This window comes from Pseudodesulfovibrio portus (genome assembly GCF_026000375.1).
In the GTDB taxonomy this organism is placed as follows: domain Bacteria; phylum Desulfobacterota; class Desulfovibrionia; order Desulfovibrionales; family Desulfovibrionaceae; genus Pseudodesulfovibrio; species Pseudodesulfovibrio portus.
In genome coordinates this window covers 2995422-3007546 of the sequence record NZ_AP026708.1, presented here as the reverse complement: position 1 = coordinate 3007546, position 12125 = coordinate 2995422, and the positions used below count along the sequence as shown (strand labels likewise).

The 12125-nt window shown below is 64.0% G+C and carries 13 protein-coding genes; 7 read left to right on the top strand and 6 right to left on the bottom strand.

Annotation, left to right across the window (positions count from 1 at the left end; translation table 11 throughout):
• Nucleotides 1-31: 31 nt before the first annotated feature.
• Nucleotides 32-1048 carry a chemotaxis protein gene (locus tag OO730_RS14350; RefSeq protein WP_264982164.1) on the top strand — a complete coding sequence of 339 codons (1017 nt, stop codon included), beginning with the start codon at nucleotides 32-34 and terminating at the stop codon, nucleotides 1046-1048.
• A gap of 74 nt (nucleotides 1049-1122) precedes the next feature.
• Here OO730_RS14350 and hypE read toward each other — a convergent pair whose 3' ends face one another.
• From hypE to OO730_RS14335, 3 genes are all read right to left on the bottom strand, one after another.
• On the bottom strand, nucleotides 1123-2127 hold the full coding sequence (gene hypE, locus OO730_RS14345; protein WP_264982163.1) for a hydrogenase expression/formation protein HypE: 1005 nt from the start codon (nucleotides 2125-2127) through the stop codon (nucleotides 1123-1125).
• Between the two features lie 34 nt (nucleotides 2128-2161).
• Nucleotides 2162-3256 carry a hydrogenase formation protein HypD gene (gene hypD / locus OO730_RS14340; RefSeq protein WP_407681898.1) on the bottom strand — a complete coding sequence of 365 codons (1095 nt, stop codon included), beginning with the start codon at nucleotides 3254-3256 and terminating at the stop codon, nucleotides 2162-2164.
• Nucleotides 3257-3403: 147 nt separating this feature from the next.
• Nucleotides 3404-4063, bottom strand: coding sequence for a hypothetical protein (locus tag OO730_RS14335; RefSeq protein WP_264982162.1), 660 nt, complete (start codon nucleotides 4061-4063; stop codon nucleotides 3404-3406).
• A 224-nt stretch (nucleotides 4064-4287) separates the two neighbouring features.
• Between OO730_RS14335 and OO730_RS14330 the strand changes: the two genes are divergently transcribed.
• Genes OO730_RS14330 through OO730_RS14305 form a run of 6 tightly spaced genes read left to right on the top strand, consistent with a single transcriptional unit; the run spans nucleotide 4288 to nucleotide 9808 of the window.
• On the top strand, nucleotides 4288-4923 hold the full coding sequence (locus tag OO730_RS14330) for an HDIG domain-containing metalloprotein (protein ID WP_264982160.1): 636 nt from the start codon (nucleotides 4288-4290) through the stop codon (nucleotides 4921-4923).
• Complete coding sequence (locus OO730_RS14325) at nucleotides 4889-5803, top strand: D-alanine--D-alanine ligase family protein (RefSeq protein WP_264982159.1); 915 nt, start codon at nucleotides 4889-4891, stop codon at nucleotides 5801-5803. The genes OO730_RS14330 and OO730_RS14325 overlap by 35 nt, the downstream gene beginning before the upstream one ends.
• On the top strand, nucleotides 5804-7087 hold the full coding sequence (locus tag OO730_RS14320) for a 3-deoxy-D-manno-octulosonic acid transferase (RefSeq protein ID WP_264982158.1): 1284 nt from the start codon (nucleotides 5804-5806) through the stop codon (nucleotides 7085-7087).
• Nucleotides 7088-7106: 19 nt separating this feature from the next.
• Nucleotides 7107-7847: a 3-deoxy-manno-octulosonate cytidylyltransferase gene (gene kdsB, locus OO730_RS14315; RefSeq protein ID WP_264982157.1), complete on the top strand. Its 741-nt coding sequence runs from the start codon at nucleotides 7107-7109 to the stop codon at nucleotides 7845-7847.
• Nucleotides 7848-8972, top strand: a complete 1125-nt coding sequence (carA, locus tag OO730_RS14310; RefSeq protein WP_264982156.1) for a glutamine-hydrolyzing carbamoyl-phosphate synthase small subunit — start codon at nucleotides 7848-7850, stop codon at nucleotides 8970-8972.
• Between the two features lie 32 nt (nucleotides 8973-9004).
• Nucleotides 9005-9808 carry a tetratricopeptide repeat protein gene (locus tag OO730_RS14305; protein WP_264982155.1) on the top strand — a complete coding sequence of 268 codons (804 nt, stop codon included), beginning with the start codon at nucleotides 9005-9007 and terminating at the stop codon, nucleotides 9806-9808.
• A gap of 50 nt (nucleotides 9809-9858) precedes the next feature.
• Here the strand turns inward: OO730_RS14305 and OO730_RS14300 are convergent, their stop codons facing one another.
• The 3 genes from OO730_RS14300 to OO730_RS14290 all read right to left on the bottom strand — a co-directional run bounded on the left by OO730_RS14300 (nucleotide 9859) and on the right by OO730_RS14290 (nucleotide 11937).
• Nucleotides 9859-10404: a D-glycero-alpha-D-manno-heptose-1,7-bisphosphate 7-phosphatase gene (locus tag OO730_RS14300; protein ID WP_264982154.1), complete on the bottom strand. Its 546-nt coding sequence runs from the start codon at nucleotides 10402-10404 to the stop codon at nucleotides 9859-9861.
• Nucleotides 10401-11411, bottom strand: a complete 1011-nt coding sequence (gene pdxA / locus OO730_RS14295) for a 4-hydroxythreonine-4-phosphate dehydrogenase PdxA (RefSeq protein WP_264982153.1) — start codon at nucleotides 11409-11411, stop codon at nucleotides 10401-10403. The genes OO730_RS14300 and pdxA overlap by 4 nt, the downstream gene beginning before the upstream one ends.
• Nucleotides 11412-11475: 64 nt before the next feature.
• Complete coding sequence (locus OO730_RS14290) at nucleotides 11476-11937, bottom strand: NUDIX hydrolase (protein WP_264982152.1); 462 nt, start codon at nucleotides 11935-11937, stop codon at nucleotides 11476-11478.
• Nucleotides 11938-12125 lie beyond the last annotated feature (188 nt).

Sequence of the window (12125 nt, the reverse complement as noted above, 5' to 3'; positions counted from 1 at the left end):
GCGCACTCTTGAATAAGGAAACGGGAGCTCCATGGCACAGCAATCCAACGACATCCTCCTCGAAGCCGGGACCAACGAACTCGAGATCGTCGAGTTCTACCTCGAAGAAGAACCCAAGGGCGGAAAGGACACCGATCTCAATCAGGAGGACCATGAGCCGGGCGACGGCCTGAAGCCGAGCCGCAAGGGCTACTACGGCGTCAACGTCGCCAAGGTCCTCGAGATCATCCGCATGCCGGAAGTCACCGAGATGCCGGAAGTTTCCCACGCAGCCGTGCTGGGGGCCTTCAACCTTCGCTCGCGGATCATTCCCCTGCTCGACCTGTGCACGTGGCTCAAGAAGAAGCGCGTGGAAAATGAACCGCCCAAGGTCATCGTCACCGAATTCAACCAGGTCACGTCCGCCTTCATGGTGTCCGGCGTCACCCGCATCCACCGCATTTCCTGGGAGGACGTGGAAGCCCCCAACAAATACGTGTCCGCCCTGTCTTCCGACTCCATCACCGGCGTGGTCAAATTCGACGACCGCATCGTCTTCATCCTCGACCTGGAACGCATCGTGTCCGAACTCAATCCGGATATGCGGCTGCAGTTCGAGGACAACGTGGATTTCGACACCTCCACCGGCTACAAGGCGCTCATCACCGACGACTCACCGCTCATCCGGGAGATGATCCGCGACATGCTCGGCCAGGCCGGATTCCGCGTGGAAAAGACGAACAACGGCAAGGAATGCTGGGACCGCCTCCTGGAACTGAAGGAGCGGGCCACCATGGACAACCGGCCCATCACGGACTTCGTCCAGGTCGTGGTCTCGGACATCGAGATGCCCATGATGGACGGCCACCACCTGTGCAAGCGCATCAAGGAAGACCCGGTCCTCAGGGACCTGCCGGTTATCCTCTTCTCCTCCCTGATCACGGAGAAGCTCCGCTACCGCGGCGAAACCGTGGGCGCGGACGACCAGATATCCAAGCCGGAAATCACCTATCTCGCCCAACGCGCCGCCGCCCTGATCCAGGACCGCGCCCGGCAACACCAGGCATAGCGCCTCCCCTTTTGGCAAAGCAAAAGGCCCCCGGGTATCACCTGGGGGCCTTTTATTCCTTAATAAAAAAACAACTAGCAGATGCGCGGCAGTTGCTCGCCTTCGAGCATGCCGAGCAGCCGCTTGCCGCCCAGGCCGGTGACCAGGACCACCTTGCCGGGGTTGGCGTCGGTCATGGTGCCGATGCGGCAGGCGTCCTGCCCCAGCGGGTCGGCGCGCATGATCTCCAACGCCTGTTCGGCGTGGGCCTCGGGCAGGATGCAGATGAACTTGCCCTCGTTGGCGAGATACAGCGGGTCCAGGCCGAGGATGGAGCAGCCGCCCTTGACCTCGGGCCGGATGGGCAGCGCATTCTCGTTCAGTTCGCAACAGACGTTGGAGCTGGTGGTGATCTCGTTGAGGGTGGTGGCCAGGCCGCCCCGTGTGGGGTCGCGCAGCACGTGGACCTCGGGCAATTCCTGCACCAGCCTGACCAGCAGGTGGTTGAGGGCGGCGGAGTCGGACTTGACCTCGGCCTCGAAATCCAGCCCCTCGCGGGTGCCGAGAATGGTCAGGCCGTGATCGCCGATGGTGCCGGAGATGAGCACGGCGTCGCCGGACCGGGCCGAGTCGCCGCTGGGGGCCGGGTCCACGATGATGTCGCCGATGCCGGTGGTGTTGATGAAGATCTTGTCCACCGCGCCCTTGGGCACCACCTTGGTGTCGCCGGACACGATCAGCACGCCCGCGTGTTCCACGGCCTCGGCCATGGACTTGACGATCACTTCCAGGTCGTCCATGGGCAACCCTTCCTCGATGATGTAGGCGCAGGTCATGTATTTGGGGATGGCTCCCATCATGGCCACGTCGTTGACCGTGCCGTGCACGGCCAGGGAGCCGATGTTGCCGCCGGGGAAGAAGATGGGGTCCACGGTAAATGAGTCCGTGGACATGGCCACGCGCCCGGACACGGCCAGCTCGGCCGCGTCGTTGAGGCGGTTCAGCTCGTCGTTGCCGAGGTTGCCGAGAAAGAGTTGGGAAATGAGACGCTGGGAGGCGCGTCCGCCGCTGCCGTAGTCGAGAAGCACTTTTTCAGACATTCTATTCCACTCGGTTTCGATTGCTAGCCGTGCGCTAGTCGAGTTTGTATTTGTAGTAGGCCGCGCAGGAGCCCTCGGTGGAAACCATGCACGGGCCGACCGGGTCGGCCGGTGTGCACGCCTTGCCGAAGAGCGGACATTCGTCGGGCTGCTTGATGCCCTTGAGGATGTCGCCGCATTTGCACCCCTTGAGGGCCGGGCCGTCGGTGATGACGATGCCGAATTCCTTCTTGGCGTCGAACTCCTCCCACTCGGGACGGATTTCCAGCCCGGAGCCGGGGATCATGCCGATGCCGCGCCACAGGGCGTCGCAGGGCTCGAAGACCTCGTACATGATCTCCATGGCCTTGGGGTTGCCGTGTTCGCCCACGATGCGCGTGTAGTTGTTGGCCACATGCGCCTCGCCCGTGTTGCGCCACTCGATCATCTGGTTCAGGGACTGGAGGATGTCCAGGGGCTCGAACCCGGTGACCACGGCGGACTTGCCGTACTTTTCGGCGATGAAATCATACGGGTCGGTGCCGATGATGGCGGATACGTGACCGGGCAGGATGAAGCCGTCGAGATTGATGGCCGTATCGGACAACAGGGCGTCCAGCGCCGTGGGCACGGTCTTGTGGAAACAGAGCACGCGCAGGTTCCTGATCCCCTGCCGGCGGGCCATCTTCATGGTCCCGGCGATGGTCGGGGCCGTGGTCTCGAAACCCACGCCGATGAAGACCACCAGGGCGTCGGGATTCTCCTTGGCCAGCTTGAGGGTGTCGAACGGGGAATAGACGACCTTGATCCGCGCGCCGTCGGCCTGTGCCTTCTTGAGGTTGCGGCGGCCTTCGCCGGGCACCCGCATGAGGTCGCCGAAGGTTGCCAGGATAACCCGCTCGTTCCCGGCCAGGTCCAGGAAGGCGTTGACCTCGGACTCGTGGGTCACGCAGACCGGACAGCCGGGGCCGCTCAGGTGGACGATCTTTTCAGGCAGGAGGGATCGCAGGCCGCTCTGGAAAATGGCGACAGTGTGCGTCCCGCAGACTTCCATAAACCGCAACTCGTCGGTGAGTTCGCCCCGCATCTTGTCGAGCAGCTTGCGGCACAATTCCGGGTCGCGGAATTTTTCCAATAATTCAAAGCTCAAAACTCGAATCCTTTGTAAAAATGGTGGGTCGGAATCCATCAGGTTAGCGACAGTCATATACCTTCTGAAAGAAGTGGGCAAATGAAAAACCCGCTCGATGCGACAGGTGCGGTGAGGCGGAAGGAGAGCTACGTCAACAGCCTGAAATCACGAATCATCTTTTGTCTCATTCGCCAAAGCTGCCCGGGCCAGGAATTCCAGCGAGACCAGGGCGGCCAGGATGACGGGGACCATGGCCACGGTCAGATTCCGGCTGGCCGCGTTGGACAGGAAAAACGAGCCCGGAGCGGGCGTGAGGATAATGTTGACCGTCCTGAGAGTGTTGATCAGGGAGAAGATCATGTACAGCACGCCCGCCGTGGTGACCAGGCCGGAGCCCATGCGGGCGGTGAACAGAATCCGGGCGATGCCCCCCGAAAACAGGAGCAGGGAGACGCAGTTGATGGTCAGCCGCATCGGGTAGGAAGGGGCGATACGGGCGAGCCAGAAAAAGACCCCGGCCAGGAAGGCCAGGAAGGCCATAAAGAGGAACGGGGCGATACGGGCCGGGCTGCCGCCGACAAAACGGCGCGTGCCCAGCCACAGGGCGCAGAATCCGCCGATGGAGGCGACGTGCGCGGCCATGGTCCGGGCCCATTCGCCCACCCACGGGCTGGCTCCCGCCAGCAGCGTTGCCAGGGCGATGCCCGCACACCCCCCGGCCCACCAGCCGCAGCCCGGGACACGGTGCACGGCGGACAGCCGCCACAGTCGGACACAGACCAGGCCGATGGCAAAAAAAGACAAGAAGAACAAGCCTTGCAGCATCACTCCATTGCGCTCCTTTTATCTCCCTCAGCCCCCAATATAGCCCATCTGGGGAAAAAGCGCGATACCGGGACGGAAAACATCGACCGGGTCCGCCGCGCCTCCCGGGAAATCCCTGCCTCCCGCTTTATTTTTCCCCGCCGGACTGGTAGGTAAGACCGGTCGGGCGCAATGATGCGGCCGACCAACCACGGCCCTGCGCCGCCCACCGTGAACGCCACGCCATGACAGCAAAAAAACCGAGTGCACAGTTTTCCGCCCGCTCCCCGCTGCCTTCCCCGCCGGGAATTGCCTTCGACCCCGCTCTCCCGGTGCCGGACGACGGCCAATGCAGGGCGTTCTGGGACAGGTTGGACATGCTGGACAATGTGGCCGCCCACAGCCTCAAGGTGGCCGACATCGCCACCTTCCTGGCCCGGCGCGCCGGCGAGCTGGGCATGGACGTGGACGTCCCCACGGTCCGCGCCTCGGCCATGCTCCACGACATCGCCAAGACCTACTCCATCCGGCACGGCGGCAACCACAGCCAACTCGGGGGGGCCTGGACCGTGGAACTGACCGGCAACCCGGCCATCGCCTCGGGCGTCACCCACCACGTTTACTGGCCTTTCGAGCTGGACCTCGACAAGTATTTCACTCCCCTGGCCGTGCTCTACGCGGACAAGCGCGTCAACCACAACCGGACCGTCCCCATCGAGGAGCGCTTCGAGGACCTGATCAAGCGGTACGGTATTCCCCTCGGCCTCCGGGAGAACATCCTGACAACCAAAAACCAGACTCTGACCCTGGAAAAACTGCTCAACGACACGCTCAAGGTAGACCTCAATGCATGTGATTTTGATAGCGGGCGGCTGGTCTGACGAACGAGACGTCTCCCTGTCCGGGGCCAGGAAGATCCACACGGCCCTGGAGGAACTGGGACACGACGTGACCTTCTTCGACCCGGCCGACGACTTTAAGAACCTGCTGAAGACGGCCAGAAAGGCCGACTTCGCCTTCATCAACCTGCACGGCACGCCCGGTGAGGACGGACTCATCCAGGCCGTGCTGGACAAGGCGGGCTGCCCCTACCAGGGGGCCGGGCCCGCAGCTTCCTACCTGGCCCTGAACAAGGCGGCCTCCAAGGAAGTTTTCGAGGACCTGGCCATCAAGACCCCGGCCTGGCAGATCATCACCCCCACCCAAGGCGTGAACGCCCCGCTGGACCTGCCGCTCCCCGTGTTCGTCAAGCCGGACAAGGGCGGCTCCAGCCTGGGCATGTCCCTGGTGAAAAAGGCCGAGGACCTCCCGGCGGCGCTGGACAAGGTGTTTGCCATGTGCCAGTCCGCCCTGGTCGAGGAATACATCCCCGGCGTGGAACTGACCTGCGGGATTCTCGGAGACAGGGCGCTGCCCCTGATCATGATCCGGCCCAAGGCGAACGCCGAATTCTTCGACTACGAGAACAAGTACGCGGAGGACGGGGCCGACGAAATCTGCCCGGCGCCGGTCAGCGACGCCCTGACCGCCTCCATCCAGGGCCAGATGCTCGCGGCACACAAGGCGCTGGGACTGACCGGCTACAGCCGGGGCGACTTCATGGTCACGGACTCCGGCGAGGCCTACCTGCTGGAAGTCAACACCCTGCCCGGCATGACCCCCACCAGCCTGCTTCCCCAGGCCGCAGCCCACGTGGGGCTCTCCTTCACCGACCTCATCGGGGAGCTGATCCGGCTCGGCATCGAGACGGGGTGCGCCTAGATGACCACGGCCACCGATTTCGCCCTCAAGGCATACTCTCTCGGTTGGAAAGCGGCCCTGCCCCTGCTCAAATTCAACCACCGGCTCAGGGACGGCTGGGAACAGCGCATCCTGTCCGGCGGCCTGCCCGCCCCGGCCCACCTGTGGATACAGGCGGCCAGCGGCGGCGAGGCGTACCTGGCCTGGGAAGTGCTCAAGAATCTGCAGTCCCCCCTGGACGAGACCCTGCGCGTGCTGGTCACCACCAACACCCTTCAGGGCTACCAGACCCTGGTCCGCGCCGCCGATGAAATCAACGCCGGCAAGAAGGGGTTGGCCGTGCAGCCCTGGTATTTCCCCTTTGACGCGCCGGACCTCATGGACCGCATGGCCGCCCAGGTCCGGCCCCGGACGGCCCTTATCCTGGAGACCGAGATCTGGCCGGGATTCCTGCGCGCGCTGAAACGAAGCGGCACGAAAATCCTGCTTGCCAACGGGCGCATGACGACCAAGAGCCTGGCCGGATACCTGACCTGGCCCACGCTGTTCCGGGAACTCGCCCCGGACGCAGTCATGGCCGTGTCCGAAACCGACGCCCGCCGCTTCGGCACCCTGTTCGGGCGCGAGCGCATCTGGGTCATGCCCAACATCAAATTCGACCGCATGGGCGACTTCACCCCCCTGCCCCGCAAGGACAACCCGCTCAAGGACATCCTCCCGCAAAATGCGGACTTCGCGGTCTTCGGCTCCGTGCGCAAGGAAGAGGAAACGCCTGTCCGGAAACTGGTCGCCGGGCTCATGCGCAAGCGGCCCAAGACCATCCTCGGCCTGTTCCCGCGCCACATGCACCACCTGGACCTGTGGCGAAAATGCGTGAACGAGACGGGCGTGAGCTGGACCCTGCGGTCAAAACTCACCGGCCCGGCAGAACCCGGCACGGTCGTGCTCTGGGACGCTTTCGGCGAACTGGTCCCGGCATACGGCCTGGCCAAGGCGGCCTTTGTGGGCGGCAGCCTGGCCCCCATGGGCGGACAGAATTTCCTGGAGCCCCTGACCTGCGGCGTGACCCCCGTCACCGGCCCCCACTGGAAGAACTTCGCCTGGGTGGGCCGGGAGATCATCGACTCCGGCCTGGCCGTGGAAGCCGGGGACTGGCGCGACGCCCTGGACGGGCTGGCGGCCATCCTGAGCAGCCCCGAACCGCGAAAGACCGTGGCCGCCAGGGCCAGGGCGTACATCAAGGATCGACGGGGCGGCGCGAAAGCCGTGTGCAAACGGCTTGCCGATTTCATAAATAATGATTAACTACGCTTCACGGAACAAAATGAGCGAATTTCCCGAGTGTCACGGAATCATCCCGGCGAGGTACGAATCCTCCCGCTTTCCGGGCAAGCCCCTGGCTGAGATCATGGGCAGGCCCATGTTCTGGCACGTCTACAGCCGGGCCGTGCAGTGCGAGCGCATGACCAGCGTCACGCTGGCCACCGACGACGAGCGCATCTTCGAGGCGGCGCGCTCCCTGAACGTACCCGTGGTCATGACCCGAAAGGATCACACCAGCGGCACGGACCGGGTGCTGGAGGCGGCACGGCAGATCGATATCGACCCCGACGCCGTGGTGGTCAACATCCAGGGCGACGAGCCGTGCCTCGAGCCGGAGATGCTCTCCGAACTGGTGGCCCCGTTCACCGACTGCCGGGTGAGGGTGACCACCCTGGCCACGGCCATCGGCGAAGAGGAGGCCCTGTCCCCGGACCGGGTCAAGGTGGTCAGGGCGCAAAACGGGCGGGCGCTGTATTTCTCGCGCTCCCTGGTGCCGTTCGACCGGGACGAAAAAGTGCACGGGTTCCTGCTCCACATCGGGCTCTACGCCTTCCGCATGGAAGCGCTCGAACGGTTCGGCGAGCTGGACCCGAGCCCGCTGGAACAACGAGAAAAACTGGAGCAGCTTCGTTTGCTCGAAGACGGAATAGATATTTACGTGACCGAGACCGGGTATGCCTGCCACGGAGTGGACAGACCCGAGGATCTCGAAAAAGCAAAGAACATCCTGGAGAACGATTAGATGAAAGCGATTCTTGCCCTGGAAGACGGAACCCTCTTCAAGGGAACCAGCTTCACCGGCCAGGGAGAGGCCTCGGGAGAGGTCATCTTCAACACCGGCATGACCGGATATCAGGAAATCCTGACCGACCCCTCCTACACCGGCCAGATGGTGACCATGACCTACCCGCTCATCGGCAACTACGGCGTGAACCCCGAGGATGTTGAATCCCACAAGGTCCAGGTCGGCGGCTTCATCGTCAAGGAATGCTGCAAGAAACCGAGCAACTGGCGCTCCACCATGTCCCTGCCCGACTACCTGACCGAGGTCGGCGTCATGGGCATAGAGGGCATCGACACCCGGGCCCTGACCCGCCACCTGCGCATCAACGGCGCCCAGCGCGGCTTCATGGCCACCGGCGACGTCGACCCGCAGGAGCTGGTCGAGAAAGCCCGGTCCATCGAGAACATGGAAGGGCTGAACCTGGCCGACCGCGTGTCCTGCGACAGGCCCTACACCTGGGACGGCAAGAAGCCGGTCTTCATCGACGACATGAAGAACTTCGCCTGGAAGGGCACCGGCCCCAAGCTGGCCGTGTACGACTTCGGCATCAAGTGGAACATCCTGCGCCTCATGGAGGCCCAGGGCTTCGACATGATCGTCCTGCCCTCCCACTACACCGCCGCCCAGGTACGCGAGCTCGCCCCGGACGCGGTCTTCCTGTCCAACGGCCCCGGCGACCCGGCTGCCGTGAAAACCGCCGTGGAGGCGTCCAGGGACCTGTGCGAGGACTACCCCATCGCGGGCATCTGCCTGGGCCACCAGATCCTCGGCCTGGCGCTGGGCGGCAAGACCTACAAGCTCAAGTTCGGCCACCACGGATGCAACCATCCGGTCATGGACCTGCAGACGGAAAAGATCGAAATTTCTTCCCAGAACCACGGGTTCTGCGTAGACATCGCAGGGCTGGATTTCCTTGAAACCACCCACATGAATCTCAACGACAACACCCTTGAGGGCTTCCGCCACAAGGACAAACCCGTGCTGGCCATCCAGCACCATCCGGAAGCAGGACCGGGCCCGCACGACAGCCGCTATTTCTTCACGCGTTTTCGTGATATGGTCCGGGAAAGTACCGGCAACTAGCCTGACACCGATTATAAAGGCAGGAGCGCAACATGTCCGCTGATCTCATAAAATCGCGCAAGAAACTCAACTCCGTCTCCACCCTCCTGAAGAAAGGCAAGTACATGCCCGCCGTCCAGGCGGTGCACGACGGCTTGATACTGTTCCTCAAGAACCAGGTCATGAAGGGCGAAAGAACGGAGTTCGAGGACATCCTCCAGAAAGTCACCTACACGCTCAATGCGGACAAGGAACTGCGGAAGATATACCCGCTGATCATCAGCTACGCGCCGGGAGAGGAGCGTGCCCTGCTCGACGCCATGCGCGAGCTGCTCCAGGAACTGCAAAAGGCGCTCAACGACTCGGTCCAGGACGACCTGCAGGCCATCCTGGCCCAGAAAAAGGCCGCCCTGGAACAGGGGCAGCAGCACCTGGACAACCAGGAGTGGGACCAGGCCAAGTCGGTCTTCGACCAATTGGTCAGCGACTTCGGCGGGGACACGGACCTCAAGGCGGACATCGCGGACCGCTACCTCAACGCGGGCCGGTACCAGGAAGCGTTCCACATGCTGGACGACGCCCTGAAGGATGACCCCAACGCCATCCACCTATACAACCGCATCGGCATGGTCCTGCGCAAGATGAAGGACTACGAGACCGCCGAAAAATACTATCTCAAGGCCCTGACCCTGACGTCCCAGGACGAATATCTCCTCTACAACGTCGGCCGCCTCTACTACGACTGGCGCAAGTGGAACAAGATGGCCAAATCCGCCCAGAAGGCCGTGGACATCAACCCCGACTTCGCCGAAGCGGTCAAGATGCTCAGATTCGCCCAGAAGAAGATGGCCGAGTAGATCGGCACCGAACCGAACAACCAGGAAGGGCTCCATGAGGAGCCCTTTTTTCATGCCTGGGATTCGATGATGCCGGCGGCCTCGGCCAGGTCCACGGCGACATGGTCCGTGTCGTCCACGCACCGGGGCCGATGCTTTTCCCCCTTGCCGGTCAGGACCAGGATGGTTCCCGCGCCCGTGGCCCTGCCCAGCCCCATGTCGGCACACTTGTCGCCGATCATCCAACTCCGCCCGGGGTCGAAACCCAGCTCGAGGGCGGCCTGGTCCATGAGTCCGGGGGCGGGCTTGCGGCAGAGGCACCCCTCCTCCGGTCCATGGGGGCAGTAATAGAATCCGTCCACAACCACGCCGTGTTCGGCCAGCAGTTCGACGAGCCGCCGGTTGCAGGCCTCGACGGACGCATGATCGAAATATCCCCGCCCGATGCCGGACTGGTTGGACAGCACGGCCAGCCCGAAGCCCAGCGCCTGCATCCGCCTGAGTCCCTCGGCGGCTCCGGGGAGCAGTTCCACGCCGGTCGGGTCGCTCAGGTAGTGCTTGTCCACGATGATGGTGCCGTCCCGGTCGAGCAGGACATACCGCTTTCCTTTGCTCATGCGGCCTCCCCGACCAGCCTGCGCAGCATGTCCAGGGCGGCCTCGAACGAGTCCACGGACGCCTCGCCCGTGCCCGCGAGGTCGTATCCGGTGCCGTGGTCCGGCGAGGTGCGCGGATACGGCAGCCCCAGGGTGACGTTCACGGCCCGGCTGAAATGCAGGAGCTTGAGCGGGGCCAGCCCCTGGTCATGATACATGGCCAGCACCGCCGGATACGCGCCCCTGGCCGCGAAGTGGAAAATCGTGTCGCCGGGAACGGGTCCGGCCACGTCCAGCCCCTCGGCCCCGGCCGCTTCCAGGGCCGGAATGATCACCTCGATCTCCTCACGCCCGATCTTGCCGGACTCCCCTGCATGGGGATTGAGGCCGCACACGCCGATGGGACCGGCGAGCCCGAGGGTTCGCAGGAAACCGGCGGTCAGCCGCAGGCAATGCAGGATGCGCTCGCCCGTGACCAGCCCCGGCACCTCGGCCAGGGGCGGATGGGTCGTCACCAAGCTGACCCGCAGCTTGGGCGAATCGTCCTCCGGGTCGTGGCCGCACAAATGCATGCACACGTTCTCCCGGCCCACGCCGAGTCGTTCGGCCAGGAACTCCGTGTGCCCGGGGAAGTCGAACCCCGCCTCCTGGAGCATGGCCTTGTTCAGCGGACAGGTCAGCAGGCCCTGGGCGATCCCGGCCTTGAGGACGTCCACGGCCGCGTCCAGGCTCGCCCCGGCAGCCAGCCCGCCGACCGGCATGGCCTTCCCGCACGGGAAATCGAGCCCGGCCAGCCGCTCCGGTTCGAAAAGATAGATTCCGGCGTCCCTGCCGACGACATCCGCAGGTGCGGTCACGGCCTCGAAAAACGTGGCCGCGCCGATACGCTCCAGTTCCCGGTCAAGGGGCGAAGCCGGACCGATGAGCAGAATGCGCTCCCCGATTGCCGGGGCGCGAGTGAAATGGCGGGCCACCAGTTCCGGGCCGAGGCCGCAGGGGTCGCCAAGGGTTATGCACAGGGTTTTCATGATATCTTCTTTGATGCTGGGCAATTGCGTTTGCGAAAAATGTACGCGCCCCCCCCGGATTCCGTCACCGGCGGTCCCGGCGGGCGGCCATGTAATCGGCCAGGATGCGTGCGTGGTCGAATGCCAGTTCGGGCCACTCGCCCAGGGGGAACACCCTTGCCTCGGCTGCGTCGTCCCCGGCCAGGAGCGAGTCCGGATCGGCGGGCACGCCGGTGTAGACCACGCTCATGGTGTGCTGACGGGGGTCCCGGTCCGGGTCGGAATAGACGCCGAGCAACCCGGTCAGGGTCACGTCCAGGCCGGTCTCCTCTCTCATCTCCCGAACAGCCGCGTGCTCGCAGGTCTCGCCGTAGTCCACGAAACCGCCGGGCAACGCCCAGCCGTAAGGCGGGTTGGCCCGTTTGATGAGCACCACTCCCTCGCCCTGCCCCGAAGGCATGGCAATGACCACGTCCACCGTGGGGGTCGGGTTGCGGTACACACCCACCTCCCTGCCGCAATGAGGGCACGGCTGCCGGACTATCATGCGTCTCTCCCGGTCATGAATTTCATATACCGGACTCTCCCCGAACCCGGCCCCGAAGTCAAACGACAGCTGCGCCGGTCACGAAATTTGTACCCGCCTCCCCGGGCCGCACGGGACGGCCCTCGCACTGCGCCGCTCCCGGCCCGATCGGCGGAGTCGTTGCGTGCTGAATACATAAATGTCTGTAT

Excerpts from the sequence above, each read along its gene's own strand:
- OO730_RS14320 (WP_264982158.1), top strand. The coding sequence starts at position 5,804 with ATGACCACGGCCACCGATTTCGCCCTCAAGGCATACTCTCTCGGTTGG.
- kdsB (WP_264982157.1), top strand. The coding sequence starts at position 7,107 with ATGAGCGAATTTCCCGAGTGTCACGGAATCATCCCGGCGAGGTACGAA.
- carA (WP_264982156.1), top strand. The coding sequence starts at position 7,848 with ATGAAAGCGATTCTTGCCCTGGAAGACGGAACCCTCTTCAAGGGAACC.
- OO730_RS14300 (WP_264982154.1), bottom strand. The coding sequence starts at position 10,404 with ATGAGCAAAGGAAAGCGGTATGTCCTGCTCGACCGGGACGGCACCATC.
- OO730_RS14325 (WP_264982159.1), top strand. The coding sequence starts at position 4,889 with ATGCATGTGATTTTGATAGCGGGCGGCTGGTCTGACGAACGAGACGTC.
- OO730_RS14290 (WP_264982152.1), bottom strand. The coding sequence starts at position 11,937 with ATGATAGTCCGGCAGCCGTGCCCTCATTGCGGCAGGGAGGTGGGTGTG.
- OO730_RS14330 (WP_264982160.1), top strand. The coding sequence starts at position 4,288 with ATGACAGCAAAAAAACCGAGTGCACAGTTTTCCGCCCGCTCCCCGCTG.
- pdxA (WP_264982153.1), bottom strand. The coding sequence starts at position 11,411 with ATGAAAACCCTGTGCATAACCCTTGGCGACCCCTGCGGCCTCGGCCCG.
- OO730_RS14335 (WP_264982162.1), bottom strand. The coding sequence starts at position 4,063 with ATGCTGCAAGGCTTGTTCTTCTTGTCTTTTTTTGCCATCGGCCTGGTC.
- hypE (WP_264982163.1), bottom strand. The coding sequence starts at position 2,127 with ATGTCTGAAAAAGTGCTTCTCGACTACGGCAGCGGCGGACGCGCCTCC.
- OO730_RS14350 (WP_264982164.1), top strand. The coding sequence starts at position 32 with ATGGCACAGCAATCCAACGACATCCTCCTCGAAGCCGGGACCAACGAA.
- OO730_RS14305 (WP_264982155.1), top strand. The coding sequence starts at position 9,005 with ATGTCCGCTGATCTCATAAAATCGCGCAAGAAACTCAACTCCGTCTCC.